Origin of the sequence: Rhizobium quercicola (genome assembly GCF_021168455.1) — a bacterium.
Lineage (GTDB): Bacteria > Pseudomonadota > Alphaproteobacteria > Rhizobiales > Rhizobiaceae > Ferranicluibacter > Ferranicluibacter quercicola.
This window is the reverse complement of sequence record NZ_JAJOZR010000002.1, coordinates 175,645-192,786: the sequence shown is the minus strand read 5'-3', so window position 1 is coordinate 192,786 and position 17,142 is coordinate 175,645. Positions and strand designations below refer to the sequence as shown.

10 protein-coding genes are annotated in these 17,142 nt (G+C 66.3%); 3 read left to right on the top strand and 7 right to left on the bottom strand.

The features are described 5' to 3' along the window. Positions 1 to 10 precede the first annotated feature (10 nt). The 3 genes from LRX75_RS04335 to LRX75_RS04325 all read right to left on the bottom strand — a co-directional run bounded on the left by LRX75_RS04335 (position 11) and on the right by LRX75_RS04325 (position 2,304). Positions 11 to 772 (bottom strand): amino acid ABC transporter ATP-binding protein, encoded by a 762-nt coding sequence (locus LRX75_RS04335; protein WP_269456055.1) that lies wholly within the window; start codon positions 770 to 772, stop codon positions 11 to 13. After that, positions 772 to 1,443 (bottom strand): amino acid ABC transporter permease, encoded by a 672-nt coding sequence (locus tag LRX75_RS04330; RefSeq protein WP_231812221.1) that lies wholly within the window; start codon positions 1,441 to 1,443, stop codon positions 772 to 774. The genes LRX75_RS04335 and LRX75_RS04330 overlap by 1 nt, the downstream gene beginning before the upstream one ends. Positions 1,444 to 1,506: 63 nt before the next feature. After that, on the bottom strand, positions 1,507 to 2,304 hold the full coding sequence (locus tag LRX75_RS04325) for a transporter substrate-binding domain-containing protein (RefSeq protein WP_231812219.1): 798 nt from the start codon (positions 2,302 to 2,304) through the stop codon (positions 1,507 to 1,509). A 248-nt stretch (positions 2,305 to 2,552) separates the two neighbouring features. Between LRX75_RS04325 and LRX75_RS04320 the strand changes: the two genes are divergently transcribed. Beyond that, positions 2,553 to 3,254: a FadR/GntR family transcriptional regulator gene (locus LRX75_RS04320; RefSeq protein WP_231812217.1), complete on the top strand. Its 702-nt coding sequence runs from the start codon at positions 2,553 to 2,555 to the stop codon at positions 3,252 to 3,254. Between the two features lie 19 nt (positions 3,255 to 3,273). Here the strand turns inward: LRX75_RS04320 and LRX75_RS04315 are convergent, their stop codons facing one another. Then, a complete protein-coding gene (locus LRX75_RS04315) occupies positions 3,274 to 5,226 on the bottom strand; it encodes an AI-2E family transporter (protein WP_420851146.1) in 1,953 nt (650 codons plus the stop codon). Positions 5,227 to 5,581: 355 nt separating this feature from the next. Here LRX75_RS04315 and LRX75_RS04310 point away from each other — a divergent pair, with 355 nt between their 5' ends. Further along, positions 5,582 to 8,605: a PAS domain-containing protein gene (locus LRX75_RS04310; protein WP_231812215.1), complete on the top strand. Its 3,024-nt coding sequence runs from the start codon at positions 5,582 to 5,584 to the stop codon at positions 8,603 to 8,605. A gap of 18 nt (positions 8,606 to 8,623) precedes the next feature. Here the strand turns inward: LRX75_RS04310 and LRX75_RS04305 are convergent, their stop codons facing one another. Further along, positions 8,624 to 8,836, bottom strand: a complete 213-nt coding sequence (locus LRX75_RS04305) for a hypothetical protein (RefSeq protein WP_113149855.1) — start codon at positions 8,834 to 8,836, stop codon at positions 8,624 to 8,626. Positions 8,837 to 9,226: 390 nt separating this feature from the next. Between LRX75_RS04305 and LRX75_RS04300 the strand changes: the two genes are divergently transcribed. After that, entirely contained in the window at positions 9,227 to 9,436 is a 210-nt protein-coding gene (locus tag LRX75_RS04300; protein ID WP_162742919.1) for a hypothetical protein, read from the top strand. A 25-nt stretch (positions 9,437 to 9,461) separates the two neighbouring features. On the opposite strand, the gene pbpC is transcribed toward LRX75_RS04300, so the two are convergent. Both pbpC and LRX75_RS04290 read right to left on the bottom strand, forming a co-directional pair. Beyond that, on the bottom strand, positions 9,462 to 11,591 hold the full coding sequence (gene pbpC, locus LRX75_RS04295; RefSeq protein WP_231812213.1) for a penicillin-binding protein 1C: 2,130 nt from the start codon (positions 11,589 to 11,591) through the stop codon (positions 9,462 to 9,464). Then, the gene (locus tag LRX75_RS04290) at positions 11,591 to 17,044 is read right to left on the bottom strand and encodes an alpha-2-macroglobulin family protein (RefSeq protein ID WP_231812211.1); all 5,454 of its coding nucleotides are present in this window, start codon (positions 17,042 to 17,044) and stop codon (positions 11,591 to 11,593) included. Before LRX75_RS04290 ends, pbpC begins: the two co-directional genes overlap by 1 nt. Between the last annotated feature and the right edge of the window lie 98 nt (positions 17,045 to 17,142).

The window sequence follows — 17,142 nt, the reverse complement described above, 5'->3', positions numbered from 1 at the left end:
CGTTTCTTGTTCAGTGGTTGAGGACAGCGCGCAGGAAGCTGCGGGTGCGCTCCTGCCGCGGGCTGTCGAAGATCTGCGCGGGCGTGCCGGCTTCCACCAGCCGTCCGCCGTCCATGAAGATGACGCGGTCGGCGACCTGCCGGGCGAAACCCATTTCGTGCGTGACGATGATCATGGTCACGCCGGTGCCGGCGAGCTTGCGCATCACGTCCAGCACCTCGCCCACCATTTCCGGGTCGAGCGAGGATGTCGGCTCGTCGAAGAGCAGCACCCGCGGCTCCATGGCAAGCGCCCGGGCAATGGCCACGCGCTGCTGCTGGCCGCCGGACAGCTGGGCCGGAAACTTCTCCGCCTGTTCGCCGATACCGACGCGGGCGAGCAATTCACGCGCTTTGCGCTCCGCCTCCGGCGTCGTCGTGCCCCGCACCCGCATGGGCGCGAGCATGACGTTCTTCAGCACCGTCATGTGGGGGAAGAGGTTGAACGACTGGAACACCATGCCGACCTCGGCCCGCACCTTGGCCAGAGACGGACCGGGGGCGACGCGGATGCCATCGACCGTGATCGTGCTCTCGGCGGAGAAGGCTTCCAGATGATTGATGCAGCGGATCAGCGTTGACTTGCCGGAGCCGGACGGACCGATGACGCAAACGACCTCGCCCTCGGCGATATCGAGATCGATGCCGTGGAGAACGGTGAATGTGCCATAGGCCTTGGTGAGGCCGCGGATGGAGATGATCGCGGCATCGGGGGTGGAGATGGGCGGGCTCATCAGCGTTTCCCCCGGGCGAAATGCTTTTCGAGGCGCGCGACGACGGCGACCATCGGCCAGAGCAGCAGAACATAGATGATGGCGGCACCGATCAGCGGCGTCGGATTGGCCGAGAGGGCCTGCGCCTGCGTCGCCTGTTTCAGAAGGTCCGGCATGGCGACGACGGAGGCGAGCGCCGTGTCCTTCATGACGTTGATGCAATTGTTGGTGAGCGGCGGAATGACGATGCGGACGGCCTGCGGCAGGATAACGTCGATCATCGTGTGCCGGTTGGAGAGGCCGAGCGCGGCCGACGCCTCGAACTGGCCATGCGGAATGGCCTCGATGCCCGCGCGGAAGATCTCCGCCGTATAGGCGGCCGACACCAGCGACAGGGCCGCGACCGCGGAGAGGAAGGGCGACAGGCGGATGCCGACGAAGGGAAGCGCGTAATAGATGACGATCAGGAGAACGAGCAGCGGAATGGAGCGGAAGATATCGATATAGATACGGATCAGCAGCTTGAAGAAAGCCGGCGCATAGAGCCGCGCAATGGCGAGGAACAGGCCGCCCGCAAGACCGCAGAGAATGCTGGTGACGCCGATCTGCAGCGTGACCAGAAGGCCCCACATGAGCTGCGGCAGGCTGTCCGCCAGCACCTGCATGTTGAAGAACGTATTGAGGAGGTTCATGGCCGAGACGGCTCCCTGGCATCCGGCAGGACCTTTGTGCGATCCTGCCGGTGCGGTTGCGGCTTACTTGGCCTTGGGCATGTCCAGAACGGCGACGGTCGAGGTCGTCTCCTCGGCCTTGGCACCGAACCAGGTCTCGTGAAGCTTGGCGATGAAACCTTCGCCCTTGAGCTTGGTGATCACGTCGTTGACCTCGACGGCGAGAGGGTCGCCCTTGTTGAACATGATCGAGTATTTCTCGCCGGTCGGGATCCGCTCGACGACCTTCAGCTCCGGCTTGTCCTTGACGTAGTAGAGCAGCGCCGGGATGTCGGAGATGTAGCCGTCGACGCGGCCGGCGACGAGGTCGAGCATGGCGGGCTGCAGGCCTTCGAAGCGACGGATGTCGCCGAGCTTGTACTCGGCCTTGTGCGCATCGGCCCACATGTCGCCGGTCGAGCCGGTATCGACGCCGACGACCTTTTCGCTCATGTCCTTCAGGCCTTTGATGCCGGAGGCGGCGGTGACGGTCAGCGACTGGTCGCTGTCGTAATAGGGCTGGGCGAAGCTGACGGAGGCCAGGCGCTTTTCGGTGATGGTGATCGAGGAGACCGCCATGTTGATGCGGCCGGACTGCACGGCCGGGAAGAGGCCGTTGAACGGCGTGTTGACGAACTCGACCGTCTTGCCGAGACGCTTGGCGATCTCGTTGACCAGATCGACCTCGAAGCCGGTGACCTTGCCGCTCGCATCCTCGAATTCCCACGGCACGTTGCCGATATTGGCGCCGACGGTCAGATCGGCGGCGAAGGCACCGGCCGTGCCGAAGGCGGCGAGCACACCGGCGAGAAGCGTTGTCTTGAGAGTGTTCGTGCGTTTCATGAGAGTTCCCCTTGTTATTTGAACATGACTCAATCTACAGTGGCCTGACTGGTCAGACCAGTCAGGCCAAAGAAGCACGATGCTTTCCGCTTGGCAATGGCTGGGAAGAAAATAGATTGGGCATCCGTCACGGATGTCGGCCGTGGGCACGGCAACGTCGAGATGTCGGTTGCCAGCGACGGAGCGAAGCGCTCAGGGCTCGGTCGCGGGCGGTGCCATGGGGCTTGGGGGTTCGAATTGGGGTTTTCATGTTGAACAAGACGCTCGTCCCGCAGTCGGTCGCTCGCGAGATCCAGGCGATGATCCGGAACGGCACGTTGAAGGCGGGGGAGAAGATCCCCTCGCAGCGCGGATTCTCGCAGACGCTCGGCGTCAGCCGCGCCTCCCTGCGCGAGGCGCTGCTGACGCTGGAAACGCTCGGCCTCCTCAAGACGGAAGCCGGGCGTGGCACCTTCGTGGCGACCGCGGCGGCGAACGGTACGACGAGCGCATCCGGCCACATGGCCCCGTGGCGCTATTCCGACAGCTATTCGGTGTTCGACGTCTTCCAGACGCGCATCCTGCTGGAGGGCGAGATTGCGCGGCTGTCGGCCGGCCGCCTGACGCAGTTGCAGCTCGACCGGATGGAGACGGCGACGCAGACCATGGAGGAATGCTGGGCGCGGCAGGATCTCCTGTCCAATGTCGAGGCGGACCTCGCCTTTCACGGCACGATCGTCTCCGCCTGTTCCAACGCCATGCTGAAGGCGCTCTATCAGACCGTGCGAGACCAGGTGACGGAAACGCAGCGCCAGCCGATTCCGATCACCGATCCCGAACGCATGCGCCACTCGATCGCCGAACATCGCCGGATCATCGCCGCGCTGCGGAACAACGATGCCGCAGCGGCGCGCCAGGAAATGGAAGCGCACATCCGCAACACCGCACGCTGCGCCGGGCTTTCGCCCTGATCGCAGCGCCGACCGCTCGTCAGGCCGTCTTCGCCAGACGGATGCGCGGGCGGCCGAGCTTGCGCGTGATCGTCATCAGCGGCACCGGGCCGGTCTCGGTCAGGGCCGAGCGGACGGTATCCGCCAGCGTCAGCGCGATGAAGTCCGCATTCGTATCCTCCAGCGTCAGGCGCGGATGGTCCTGGCCATTGGCCAGCGGCACGAAGAGACCGACCCGTAGGTCCGGCTTCATGCGCTTGAGGCGGCGGACGAGATTGCGGGCATGCGTCTTGGAGTTTCCGTTGAGGAAAGTGAAGACGACGGTGTCGATCCTATCGCTATCCCCGAACATCCGCATGTCTGTCGTGGAATGCGCAATGCTGGCAGCGTCGGCACCCTGGATCTCGAGAAGCTGGGCGAGCATGGCGGCGGCCGCGTCGTCGATCTCTCCGCGCCCGCCGATGCAGAGCAGCGAATGTCCCGTGCCGTCCGGCAGATCGGCGTCCTCGCCGGCCTTCTCCGCCCCGTCACGGGCGTCCTCGTCGCTCGAGCCCTCCTCCTCGCTTTCCTCCTCGTCGGCGATCTCCGAGAGATTGTCGACCAGCGACCGAACGCTGCCCGAGAAGCGCTCGACCTGCGCATCCGTCATCACCCCGCGCTGCCGATCGACCTCGCCGAGGAGAAGCGCGGGCATGCCGACCTTTTCGTAATAGTCGAGCAGATATTCGTCTTCCAGATAGTCTTCCGCATTGGCCGTCGCCTCGTCCGGATCGCCCGCCAGAAGCCGCTGGTAGAGCTTTTCATGCGGCTCCAGTACGGGCTCGTTGCCGAGCAGCACGTCGAGAAAGCTGAACTGCGGCACATAGCGGCCGAGAACCACGAGGCAGACCGTCAGCGGCGTCGACAGCATCAGCCCGAGCGGCCCCCAGAGCCAGGACCAGAAGATCGCGGAGATGATGATGGCAAGCGGCGACAGGCCGGTATGCGACCCGTAAAGCCAGGGTTCGACGACATTGTTGCTGATCAGTTCGGTCGTGAGAAACAGCGCGCCGACCCAGAGCACGAGCGACCAGCCGGGCGCGATCGCGAGCGCGAGGAACAGCGGCAGGATCATGCCGATGACGGGACCGATATAGGGGACGAACCGCAGGACCAGCGTGAGAAGACCCCACAGGATGGCATTGGGAATGCCGAGGATCCAGAGGCCGATGGTGATCGGGAAGGCGTAGAGCGCGTTCACCACCAGCTGCATCAGCAGATACTTGCCGACCCGCTTGCCGGCATCCTGCAGCGCCTCGGTGGTTCGATGGAGATCGTTGAGGCCGACCAGCCGGATGAAGCGGTCGCGCAGGTCCTCGCGCTCCAGCAGCATGAAGATGACGAGCACGATCACGAGGCCCGCCGTCGCAAAGGGGCTGATCAGCGGCAGGATGAAGTTGCCGAGCGTCTGGATGGGATTGGAGCGCGTGACGATCTCGACCGGCATGGGTTCGCGCGGGGCAGGCGTCGCGGCCGCCGCATCCTCCTGGCTCTCCACGGCCCGCGTCTGGATCTCCTCGCCCACCCGCTCGACGATGCCGCTCAGGTGTTTCATGAGGCCGTCGCCGGAGCCGGCCTGCGCCAGCGTCTGCACCTTGACGACGATATTGCGCTGGTAGGCCGGAATGTTCTGGGCGAGGTTCGACACTTGGCTGGCGACGATGACGCTGAAGAGGGCGATGGCGCAGAAGGCGGAGGCGACCGCGATCATCACGGCCGCGATCTTCGGCACCGAACGGCGGCGCAGGAAGGACACGATCGGGGCGAGCGTGAAGGTAAGGAGCAGCGACAGCGCGAGCGGAACGAAGATCTCCTGGCCCACCTTGAGAACGACGGTCGCGCCGAGCAGGATGAGGATGACGTGGCCCGAAAGCTTGTTGCGCGTATTGGGGTCGTGGGGCGGATAGAGATCCGCCTTGCGAAGAGGCGCGGTAACGGTCGCTTTCGTGCTCACATGACTCTCCAAGACCCGCTGATTGCGCGGCTGAAGACCGAGCTTTAGAGAACACTGATGCCGAATATTGGTTCCGTTCGCCGGCTCGATATCCGGCAAGAAATCCGGGCCGGCCCTTTCGCCTCCCCCGCCAGTCCGGCGATGCCGGTTTTCGGGCGCCGGAGCGGCCGTGAAGACCTTTTGCGGGCGGGCAAGACAGGGCTGTGCGAGATGACGGCCGCTGGACGGCAGCGGGGCTCTAAGGCGTTGAGCTGTCGCGGGATTTTTTACCCAGAAATGATTCCGGTTTCCGGCAAAATGCAGTAGAACTCCCCTGTCCCGATCCCTTACGCACACCCGGCGAGATACGAGTATCATGAGCATTGGTTCCAGCAAGGCAGCCTGGCCTTTCGGCGGCGGCGAGCTCGGGCAGCGTATCCGGAATTTCGACTGGGCCTCGACGTCGCTCGGTCCGATCGCCACCTGGCCCGCCAATCTGCGGATCAAGGTCAATTCCCTGATCAATTCGCCGATCCCGCAGGTGCTGATGTGGGGTCCGGATCATGTGATGATCTACAATGACGGCTACCGCGAGATTGCCGGCGGTTATCATCCCCGCGCGCTCGGCGGCACGGTGCCGGAGATCTGGCCGGAAATCTGGGACTGGAACAGCCGCGTTCTGGAGAACGGATTCAAGGGCGAGGTCCAGAGCTTTCGCGACCAGCCCATGGTGCTGCACAGGAACGGACGGCCGGAGGAGATCGTCTTCGACCTGTTCTACACGCCGATCTACGACGACGAGGGCGGGGTCGATGGCGTGCTCTGCACGGTGCTCGAAAACACCGATCGGGTGCGGGCCGTGCGGGCGCTGGCCGAAAGCCAGGCGGAGCTCAGCCGGATCAGCGATGCGCTGCCCATTCTCGTCGGGTTTCTCGATGTCGATCACGTCTACCGCTTCGCCAACAAGGGCTACCTCGAATGGTTCGGCCATCCGGCGAGCGCGGTCATCGGCCGGCACATCCGCGAGATCATCGGCGAGGAATACTATCGCAAGCGCATCTCCTATCTCGAGCGCGCCTTTTCCGGCGAGCCCATCATTACAGATACGGTGATCCGCCGGCCGGGCGGCGATCATCGCACGGCCGAGGTGCGCTACATGCCGCGCCTGACGGATGCGGGCACGGTGGACGGCATCTATATCCTGCTGATCGACATCGAGGACCGCAAGCGCGCCGAGAAGGAGCTTCTGGCGAGCAACAACCGGTTTCGCGCCGCCGTTCACGCCGTGCATGGGGTTCTCTGGACGAACAGTGCCGATGGCCGGATGATCGGCCAGCAGCCCGGCTGGGCCGAGCTGACCGGGCAGCCCCACGAGGCCTATCAGGATTACGGCTGGGCGGATGCGGTGCATCCCGACGACCGGCAGGCCACCGTCGAGGCCTGGAACTCCGCCGTCGCGGACCGGCGCACCTTCATCTGGGAACATCGCGTGCGCCGGCATGATGGCGCATGGCGGATGTTCGCCATTCGCGGCGTGCCCATCTTCGACGAACAGGGCGACATCAGCGAGTGGGTCGGCGTTCACACGGATATCAGCGAGCAGCGGCAGGCCGAAGACGAACTGCGTCGCCATGCCGTGCATCTGGAGCGTCAGGTCCGCCACCGCCAGCGCGCCGAGGAGCAGCTGCGCCTGCTCAACGAGACGCTGGAAGCCCGCGTCGGCGAGGAGATCGCCGTGCGGCGTCAGGCGGAGCGCGCCCTGCAACAGGCCCAGAAGATGGAGACCATCGGCAAACTCACCGGCGGCGTCGCCCATGACTTCAACAACCTGCTGCAGGTCGTCTCCGGCAATCTGCAGCTTCTCGCCAAGGACGTGGCCGGCAACGAGCGGGCCGAGCGGCGGGTCGCCAACGCGCTGGCCGGCGTCAGCCGCGGCGCCAAGCTCGCAAGCCAGCTTCTGGCCTTCGGCCGACGGCAGGCACTGGAGCCGAAGGTCATCAATGTCGGGCGCTTCATGTCGGGCATGGACGACCTGCTGCGGCGCTCCATCGGCGAGGCGATCGAGCTGGAAACCATCGTCGCCGGCGGGCTGTGGAACAGCTTCGTCGATCCGGTGCAGGTCGAGAACGCGGTGCTGAACCTCGCGATCAACGCGCGCGACGCGATGGAGGGCAATGGCAAGCTGACGATCGAGGTGGGCAACGCCTATCTCGACGACGACTATGCCCGCCATCATGCCGACGTCGAAGCCGGCCAGTATGTCGTGCTCGCCGTCAGCGACACGGGATCGGGCATCGCACCCGAGGTGCTGGAGCAGGTGTTCGAGCCGTTCTTCTCCACGAAGGCCGAGGGCAAGGGCAGCGGTCTCGGCCTGTCGATGGTCTATGGTTTCGTCAAGCAATCGGGCGGCCATGTGAAGATCTACAGCGAGGTCGGCCATGGCACGACGGTCAAGCTCTACCTGCCGCGGGCCACGGCCAGCGAGGACCGCGAGGTGACGATCCAGTCCGGACCCGTCGTCGGCGGCACGGAAATGATCCTCGTGGTGGAGGACGACGACGAGGTGCGCAACACCGTCGTCGAGATGCTGAGCGATCTGGGTTACGGCGTGCTGAAGGCGACCAACGCGCAGAACGCGCTGAGCGTGGTCGAAAGCGGCATAGCCATCGACCTCCTCTTCACCGATGTCGTCATGCCCGGCCCGCTGAAAAGCGTTGACATGGCGCGCAAGGCCAAGGAGCGCCTGCCGCATATCGCCGTGCTCTTCACCTCCGGCTACACCGAAAACTCCATCGTCCATGGCGGACGGCTGGATGCGGGCGTCGAGCTTCTCTCCAAGCCCTATACCCGCGAGGCGCTGGCGCGAAAGATCCGCCATGTCATCGCCAACCAGAAGCAACGCTCCGCCGTGATCTCGCGGACCTCCGCCGCGGCCGCACCCGACACCCCGGCGACCGGCCCGATCGATCCCCTTCCCGCTGGTCCCGACCCCGTTGTCCCCAGCCCCGCGCCTGCCGTGACGCGCGCGCCCGAGCCGGCGCCGCTGACGGTTCTCGTCGTCGAGGACGATCCGCTGATCCGGGCCAACACGGTGGAGCTCATCGAGGATTTCGGCCATGCCGTCATCGAAGCGGGCACGGCGAAGGAGGCGAGAACGCGGCTTGCCGGCGCATCGGTCGACGTGCTCGTGACCGATCTCGGCCTGCCTGACGCCTCGGGCGCGGAGCTGGCCGCGGAAGCGCTGGCGCTCCATCCGTCGCTCGGCGTCGTCTTCGCCACGGGAAACGACCGGGCACCGGACGGCGCGCCGCCGGACGCGGTGCTGCTGCGCAAACCCTATGATGCGGACGGGCTGAAAGCGGCCATCACGGCAGCGGCGCGGCGGGCGTCCGCGACCTGATCGTGCGCGGCAACGGCCTCACGCCTCTGCGGCGACCACGCTCCACAGAAGCTCTTCCGTGTTCAGGCCGTCGCTGAAGAGGGCGACGAGATAGGCAGCCTCGATCTCCGCCTGCGGTCCGGTGCTGGGAATCTGGCGATGATCGCAGAGGCGCTGGAAAACGCGAAAGAGCATATCCATTTCCGTCGGCGTAATGACGGTGCCTTCCTGAAAGACATACGAGCCCAGCATGACATGCTCCCGGCTGCCCTGCGGCAGCCCTGTTGGTCGATCCGCCGCGGTTCTCACCGCCACGCGTTCCTTTCTTTGGGACGTAACGTTTCGCCGGGCCATTTCAATATGCCGCGAAAGTTGTAGTACGGGAGGAAAGACGTTTCGTAAAAACACAGACGACAACCTTGCCTCTTCAAGCCGGCTCCCCGTTTATAAGACGTCGGCGCTGGAGAATTCTTTCCTTCTACGCATTCCTTTTTTCGTCGGGCCTATTATTTTTTCCGCAAAACGGACCAAATGAGGTTTTACACTTTTGCCCGAAACCACCTCCTTTCATCCGGGTCATATCCCGAACGCATAATCTGTCCGCCTCTCGGCCGGCAGCTGGAAAGAGAAGAGACGGAACCGATGCCTTGGCGTAACCAACCCATGCTGCCCGAGCATGTCGATCTCTGTCAGCGCGTCTATGACGCCGCCCGCAAGAAGCGCAAGATCGCGCCTGACAGCGATGCCAGCAACCCTGTGGCAGCCCTCGTCCTTACGCTCTATCGCCATGGCGTGCTGGAGGAAGAGGAGCTGCTGCGGCGCGTCCTGAAGGCTCTCGACGAGAAGAACTGACGCCGGCGGGCCTTGGGATCAAAGTCTACTGCAGAAACACCCGAACGCTGGCCGCCCGGCCTGCGGCATCGATGACGGTCAGCGTGGAATAGCCGGCCCCGTCGGGCACCCACGGGTTGATGCGCCGCTGCGTGAGGTCCGCGAGCGGCCGGCCGTTTGCCAGCCAGCGGAACGGTGCCCGCCCACCCTGCAGCTTCAGCATCAGCGGCAGTGGCATGCCGGCGACATCCTTGCCGAGATCGACGCGTGCGCCTTCCGGCGGATAGACGATCTGCGGTGCGGCTTCGCGGATGCTGGCGCGCAGAAGGCCGCTCGTCGTCATGGAAAAGCGGCGCTGGCTGATGGGCAGGTCCTGCGCCGCGATGCGCACGGCGCCGGCCGGCGCGCGCGGCAGCGGCACGCCGGCGATGCCGGATTTGGCAAAGGCCTCGAACAGGACCGGTGCCGCCGTCGCATAGCCGGTGATGCCGGGCACGGCGCCATTGTCGGCGCGGCCGACCCAGACGCCGAGCACCGTCCGGCCGTCATATCCGACCGACCAGGCATCGCGATAGCCGTAGCTCGTGCCCGTCTTGTAGGCGATGCCGCGACGGGCGCTGCCGGCAGGCGGCAGCACGCCCGAGAGAATATCGGCAACCTGCCATGTCGCCGCCGCCTCCAGCATGGGTTCGCCGGCGATCGGCCCGGGCACCGAATCCACCCCGTCGCCGAGCCGCACGGGCCGGCCTTCATTGGCCAGCCCGGCATAGAGCTGCACCAGATCGCGCAGCGTCACGCCGAGACCGCCGAGGCCGATGGCAAGACCCGGCGCCTCCTGTGGCGGCAGGACCGGGTTGAGGCCCGCCCGCCGCATGCGCAGCATCAGCCGCGACGGGCCGACCGCATCCAGAAGCCGGATGGCCGGCACGTTCAGCGACAGTTGCAGCGCCTGCCGGATCGTGACGTCGCCCTGATAGGTCATGTCGAAATTGCGCGGACGGTAGCCGAAGAAGTCGGCGGGCCGGTCCTCGATCATCGTCTCCTGCGACACCAGCCCTTCTTCGAAGGCGAGCCCGTAGATGAAAGGCTTCAGGGTCGATCCCGGCGAGCGCGGCACGCGGGTCATGTCGATCCAGCCCTTGCGGCTCGAATCGAGATAATCCGCCGATCCCACCTCGGCCAGGATCTCCCCGGTCGCCGCATCGGCCATGACCATGGCGACCGAAATGCGCGGCCCCGCCCGCTCGGCGGCCGTCTTCGCGACAGCCTCCAGCGCGGCCTGGACGGGCGCGACGAGCGTCGTGTGGAGCGTCGGTGCGGCCGGCGCCTTGCGGCGTGCAGTTTCGGCGAGATGCGGGCTGAGCGTCGGCAGCGCACGACGGCTTTCGGGGACACGCGTCATGGCCGCCCGCTCCGCCTCGCCTTCGCCGATGACGGCGGCAACGGCAGCCCGCTCCAGCACACGGGCCCGCGCGACGTCGGCCGCCTTCGGATGCCGGTCGGGACGCCGTCGTTCGGGCAACTGCGGCAGGGCGACGAGGAGGGCGGCCTCCGCGACCGTCAGCCGCCGCGGCTCCTTGCCGAAATAGGCCAGGCTTGCCGCGCGCACGCCTTCCAGATTGCCGCCATAGGGCGCGTGGGTGAGATAGAGATCGAGAATCTGCGCCTTGGTCAGCCGGCGCTCCAGCTGCCAGGCGCGGGCCATCTGCCGGATCTTCGCCCCGAGCGAGCGGCTTTCGCGCGGCTCGATCAGCCGGGCGACCTGCATGGAGAGGGTCGAGGCGCCGGAAACGATGCGGCCGTGGGTGACGAACTGCACGGCGGCACGCGCGAGCGCACGGAGATCGATTCCTCCGTGCTCGGCAAAGCGTCGGTCCTCATAGGCGATGAGCATGCGGACGAATTGCGGATCGACATCCTGCGCCGTCGTCCTCAGCCGCCAGCGGCCATCCGCTGTCGCGAAGGCCCGCAACAGCCGGCCATCGCGATCGACCATTTCGGCGGAGGTCGCAAGCGCTGCGCCATCGAGCGGCGGCGGATAGGCATGATCGGCTGCATCGATGCCGAAACCGGCGGACACGCCAAGGCCGACCAGAATGCTGCCGCCGACGAGGGCGGCCGCGAGGGTCCGGGCGAAACGGCCAGAGACGGCGGATGGGCGCAACGACAGACGCATCACTCGACCGCCTGAACCTCCATGCGACCCGTTGCCGTGCGCGCGGAGAATTGCGGGCGGTACATATCCTCGACGGTTGCGGCCGGATGATCGTAGGTGCCGGGGGTGACGGCACGCACGACATAGGCGACCGTCATCTCGTTCGCATCGGCGGCGGCATGGTCGAAGGCGGCGACGAAGCGGTCGCTGCGGAACTCGCTATGGGCCGCCTGCATTTCGCCCAGCCACTCGAAATTCGACAGCTTGGCGCTGTCCACCAGCGTCGGATTGTCGATCTCGAAGCCTGCGGGCAGGAGGTCGGTAACGAGGATGCGGGCGGGACCGGGGTTGAGATCGGTCGCCCTGATCACCACGACATAGCGCTCGTTCTGCCGGGCCTCGCTGACATTCGCCGGCTCGCCGTCGAGCGTGTAGTAGCTCCGCTCGATGGCATAGCCGTTGCCGCCGGCCGGCAAGGGGAAGGCGGGGGCAGCGACCGTCGTCACCGTTGCCGTCACCGGGTCCTTGCCGGCATTGGCGATGGTGACGGGACGGGCGAGGATCTCGTCGCCGGTCTTGCGGGCGGCAAAGGCGCCGGATGACGCCACGCCGTCCACCGTCAAAGCGAGGCCTTCGTCGCCGCCCGACACGGCACGCGCCGCAAGCAACATCCACAACTGCTCTTGGGTGCTGGTGGTCGATGACCGGTCCCAGGCAGCAGCGACCTTTCTGGCAAGGGCCGGAATGATCGTCGGGACCGGGCGGCTTTCGGCCGCAAGCGTGAGCACCGCCGCATCGTCGCGAAGCGCGGAGCCGTAGTCCGACCGGGCAAGGTCGGAGATCTTCGCCGCCTGCGACATCGTCGCGGCCTGCGAGAACACGCTTTCGGCACGGTTCGCATCGCCATAAAGCGACAGGGCTCCGGCCAGATGGCCCTTGGACAGGGCGGTCGGGAAGGCGTCGAGCTTCGTATCGACATAGTAGCGCAGATCGCTGATCGCGGCCTTCCGGTTGCGCGCGAGAACGTAGAGCGCATAGGCGATGCCATTGCCCTGCTCGGTCACATCGACATCGTAGGACAGCGAATTCTGCAGATTGTCGAGCGCCTGCACCATGGCCTGTTCCGGCACGTCGAAATTCTTTTCGCGGGCACGGGTCAGGAACTCGGTGACGTAGCTGTCGAGCCAGAGATCGCCGGACCCCGGACCCCAGAGCCCGAAGCTGCCCGACGAGGACTGGTAGGAGAGGACGCGGTGAATCGCATCCTGAACCCGCGTCCGCACGTCGGCATCCTCGGGCAGACCGGATTGCGCCGAAAGTTCGCTGAGATAGAGAAGCGGCAGCGCGCGGCTCGTCGTCTGCTCCGCGCAGCCATAGGGGTAGCGGTCGAGCACCATCAGAAGCGCCGGAATGTCGAAGGCGGCAGCCCGGCTGACGCTGAGGCTGACCGACGCGCCGCGCAGCTGGCTCTCCGCAAGCAGGCCCTCGTCCACGACGAGGCTCGCGCCGGGCTTCAGCTCCACCGGCAGACGCGTGGTGACGGGAAGCGAGGCGGGCCGGACAGGAATCGACAGCGTCTGGTCGAGCGACAATCCATCGGCCCCGGCGATCTTGACGGTGACGGTCCCGTCGCCCGGATGCACGCCCTTCAGCGGCAGGGTCACATCGATCTTCGAGCCGGCCGGAATGGCGAAGCTCTGGGCGAGCGACGCCGTATCGACGGAGAGGGAGGGATCGGCCTCGACCGTGATCGCGAGATCGCCGGCCGGGGCGTCGGTATTGGCGATATCGAGGCGCAGCTCGGCACTGTCGCCGGGCGCCAGGAACTTCGGCAGGCTGGCGGTAACGACGACGGGATCGCGGATGACGACATCGGCGCTCGCATGGCCGACGCCGGATTTCGTCCAGGCCACGGCCATGACGCGGGCGGTGCCGTTGAACTGCGGAATATCGAAGCCGATGATGGCCTTGCCCTCGGCATCGAGCTTGACCGGCCCGGAGAAGAAGGCGACCAGCTTTTCCGTGGGCGGGCTGCCCTGCAGCGCCATGGCACCGCCGTCGCCGCCGGTGCGCAGACGTCCCGTCGCCCCCAGCGAGCCATCGATCAGCCGGCCGTAGAGATCGCGGATTTCGAGGCCGAGACGGCGCTGGCCGAAGTACCAGCCGTCGGGATCCGGCGCCTGATAGCGCGTGAGGTTGAGAATGCCAACATCGACGGCGGCAAGCGTCACATAGGCTTCCTCGCCGACACCCGTGCCGGCAACGGTCACGGGGATATTCAGCGTCTGCCTCGGCAGCGTCTTGTCCGGCAGCGCCAGCGACACATCGAGCTTGCGCTCGGCCGGATCGACCGACAGCCATTTGACGCCGATGGCGCGCATCGGCATGCGGCTTTCCTGCGCGTCGCCGGGACGATAGAGCGTGGCCGTGACATAGGCACCGGCGCCGAACTCCGCGGTGATCGGCAGGGCGATCTTGTCGCCGGTCGCGGGAATGGAGACGGTCTTGGTCGCGATCAGCGTTTCGGACCCGACGGTGACCAGAAGTTCGCCGGCAAACCGCGGCGAGACGTTGAGGGTGGCGGTTTCCCCCACCTTGTAGCTGTCCTTGTCGAGGGCGATCTCGAGCCCGTCGGGCGTTTCGGTGGAGGTCGCCGCGACATAGAAACCGGCATCGAACTCGACGCTCGAAACCGGATCGCCGCCGGGCGCCGCGATCTCCAGGCGGTAGCGGCCCCAGGTGACGGGAACGCTGACCGTGCCGCCATCGACGCCGGGACCAACAGGGGCATCGACCGTGCCGTTCGACAGAAGCTTGGTCGACAGGATGGGCTCGTAGCGCCACGCCGTGCCGTCCCGATACCACTGGTATTGCCGCTCGACGCTCAGGAGCTTCCAGGTCAGCCCCGTCATCGCCTTGCGGGCGCCATCCGGCCCGATGCCGATCACATGGAACGTGCCGGTGGAATTCTCGGTCAGAGCACCGCTGAAATTCGGCTTGATCCCGATCCGGTCGGTTTCGGCACGCACGGGAAGCTCCAATGTCCGCTCGACCGCCCGTCCGCCGGCTTCCTGAAGCCGCACGGCGACGGTGGCGTTGACGAGCTGGGTCGTGGCCGGGACGTCGGCGAGATCGACATCGAAGCTCGCCTTGCCGTCCGCATCGAGCGGCGGCAGCATGTCGAGCGTCTGCCGGCTGTCCTCGGTATTCTCCTCGTCCGCAAGGCCGAAGACGTAGCCGGGGTAGTCGGCACTTTCCTGCGTCGGCTTCAGAAGAACGTCGCCTTCGAGTTCGAGACCCGCTGCCGGCGCGCCATAGAGAAAGCGTCCATCGACGGTGACCGGCACCGGCGTACCGGGCGTGATGGCCGGCGCAGTGCTCGCAAGGTCGAATTCGATGCGGTCCGGCACGAAGTCATCGACCTGAAACGCCTTTTCGCTGATGGCTTTCGCCTTGGGATCGGTGAAGACCTGCACCGTCCACGTGCCGCGCATGGCGTTCGGCTGGAGGACCATGTCGAGCGTGTAGCCGCCGAGCTTGCTGTCGGACGACACGATGCGGCGGTCCTCCACGCCATCCGGGCGCAGGAAGACGAAGGTGAGCGGCAGGTCGGAAACGGCACTTGCCGCAGGATCGCGGGCGAGCGCCGACACATGCACCGTTTCGCCGGCCCGATAGATGCCGCGCTCCGTCCAGGTGAGCACATCGACGGCGCCCGGGGCCGGGCGGCCGGTGACGCCGCGGTCCGACAGGTCGAAGCCGGCGCGCGTCATGTCGAGGAAGACATAGTCGTCGCTGCCGGCGCGGGCCGCGATGACGGCCGGCAGCGTGGCATCCCCACCGCGCAGAAGACCCGCGGCGAAGACGGCACGGCCATCGGCGTCGGTGGTCGCGGTGCCCAGCACCTCGTTGTTCTTGGCGACGAGCTCCAGCGCGACGCCGGACAGGGGCTTTGCCGACGAGAGCGAGCGGGTGAAGACGCTCAGGCCATCGGTGCCGGCAAAGGTCGAGAGCCCGATATCGGACACGACGAACCACTGCGTGGCCCGGTTGTCCCATTCGTTGGAGGCGCCGGTCGCCGACACGGCCGTCAGCACGTAGACGCCGGGCTTGCGCTGCGGCAGGGCCTCGTCCACCGGAAAGCTGGTGACGACCTCCTTGTTGAGATCCGTCTGGAGGTCGATCGTGCCCTGCCAGACGAGTTCGCCGCTCTCGTCGCGGATGCGGTCGGCGCTGTAGCCGTCGAGCTGGGTGAGGAACTGCGAATTCGTCAGCAGCTGGGCGATGTTGCGATCGCCGACGCGATAGAGCTTGAGGTTGGCGCTGGTCGTGTTGACCGACACGAGGGGAATGCCGCGGCGCACGGTCATCGGCAGCACGAAGCTGTCGCCGGTGAAACGGACCATGGCCGGGCGGTCGGGAATATAGAGATCGAGATCGACGGCCGCCTCGAGCGGCTCCTCGACGGACGAGGGGAGACCGGGGCGCAGCGCGAGCTTGTAGCGCTGGCCGTGGGTCAGACCCTCGACGCAGATCTGGCTGTCCTTCGCCTCGACCGCCTGCGGCGCTGCGCTATCCAGCGTCAGGAAGGGCGTATAATCGACGCCCGGCTGCAGCGGCTCGGAAAACTGGACGCAGGCGCGCGGCGATACGGCTTCCGCCTCCACCGTGTTGCCGATCACGCGAAAGCCGTTCTTGCTGCGCAGATCGGCAAACGCGGCGCGGATCGTCGGGTTTTCCACGAGCGCGAGGCTCGCCTTGTAGGCTTCGAGCGCCGGACGGAAGCTTTCGGTGGCGGCAAGTGCCTGCGCCAGCATGGCGAGCGCATCGGCGCGATCGGTGGCGGTGCGCGAGAGCTCGTAGCCATTGATGGCGGCAAGCGCCGACTGGTTGGCGACGGTCGCATTGCCGGTGATGAGGTTCGCGGTGCGGGACGCCTGCGTCCACACGCGGCCATCCTCGGCATCGATCGCGAGCGCGGCCATGAGGCTCTGGAGCGCGGCCTCGTTGGCACCTTCCTGCCGTTCGCGGGCGGCCTGCGCAACGAGCGCCGCGCGACCGGCGTCTGCGCGATCCTCCGGCACGACGAGCGCGCGCTTGGCCTCGCGCGCCTGGCTGACCAGCTCCTCCGACAGGAAGGGCAGAGAAAGGGCGGCACCGATATCCGGGCCGGCGCTGGCGGCGTCCACGATGCGGCCGGCAACCGCGCCGGGGAAGGCATTCAGCGTGTGGAAATCGGATTTGAGAAAGCACCACTTCACCTTGGGATTGTAGGTGAAGGCCCGGCAGTTGCGATCGGCGATGCAGACCTTTTCGCAGTCGGCGAGCGACAGGTTCTGCTCCGTGCGCAGGTCGAAGCCGAAATAGTCGTGATCTTTCGTCGTCGCGACGGTCCGCCCGCCGGCGGCTGCGACCGAGCCCAGCGAGCCGAGCAGCATCAAGAGGCCCAAGGAGAACCGAAGTGTCGCGCGCATGCCGTATTTCCCCCTCAAGGTCCGGCCTGCTCGAGGCGGCCGGTTCCGGCGCCACTCTCCGTCCGGACCCCGTCATTGTCAATGCGGAGGCACATCCG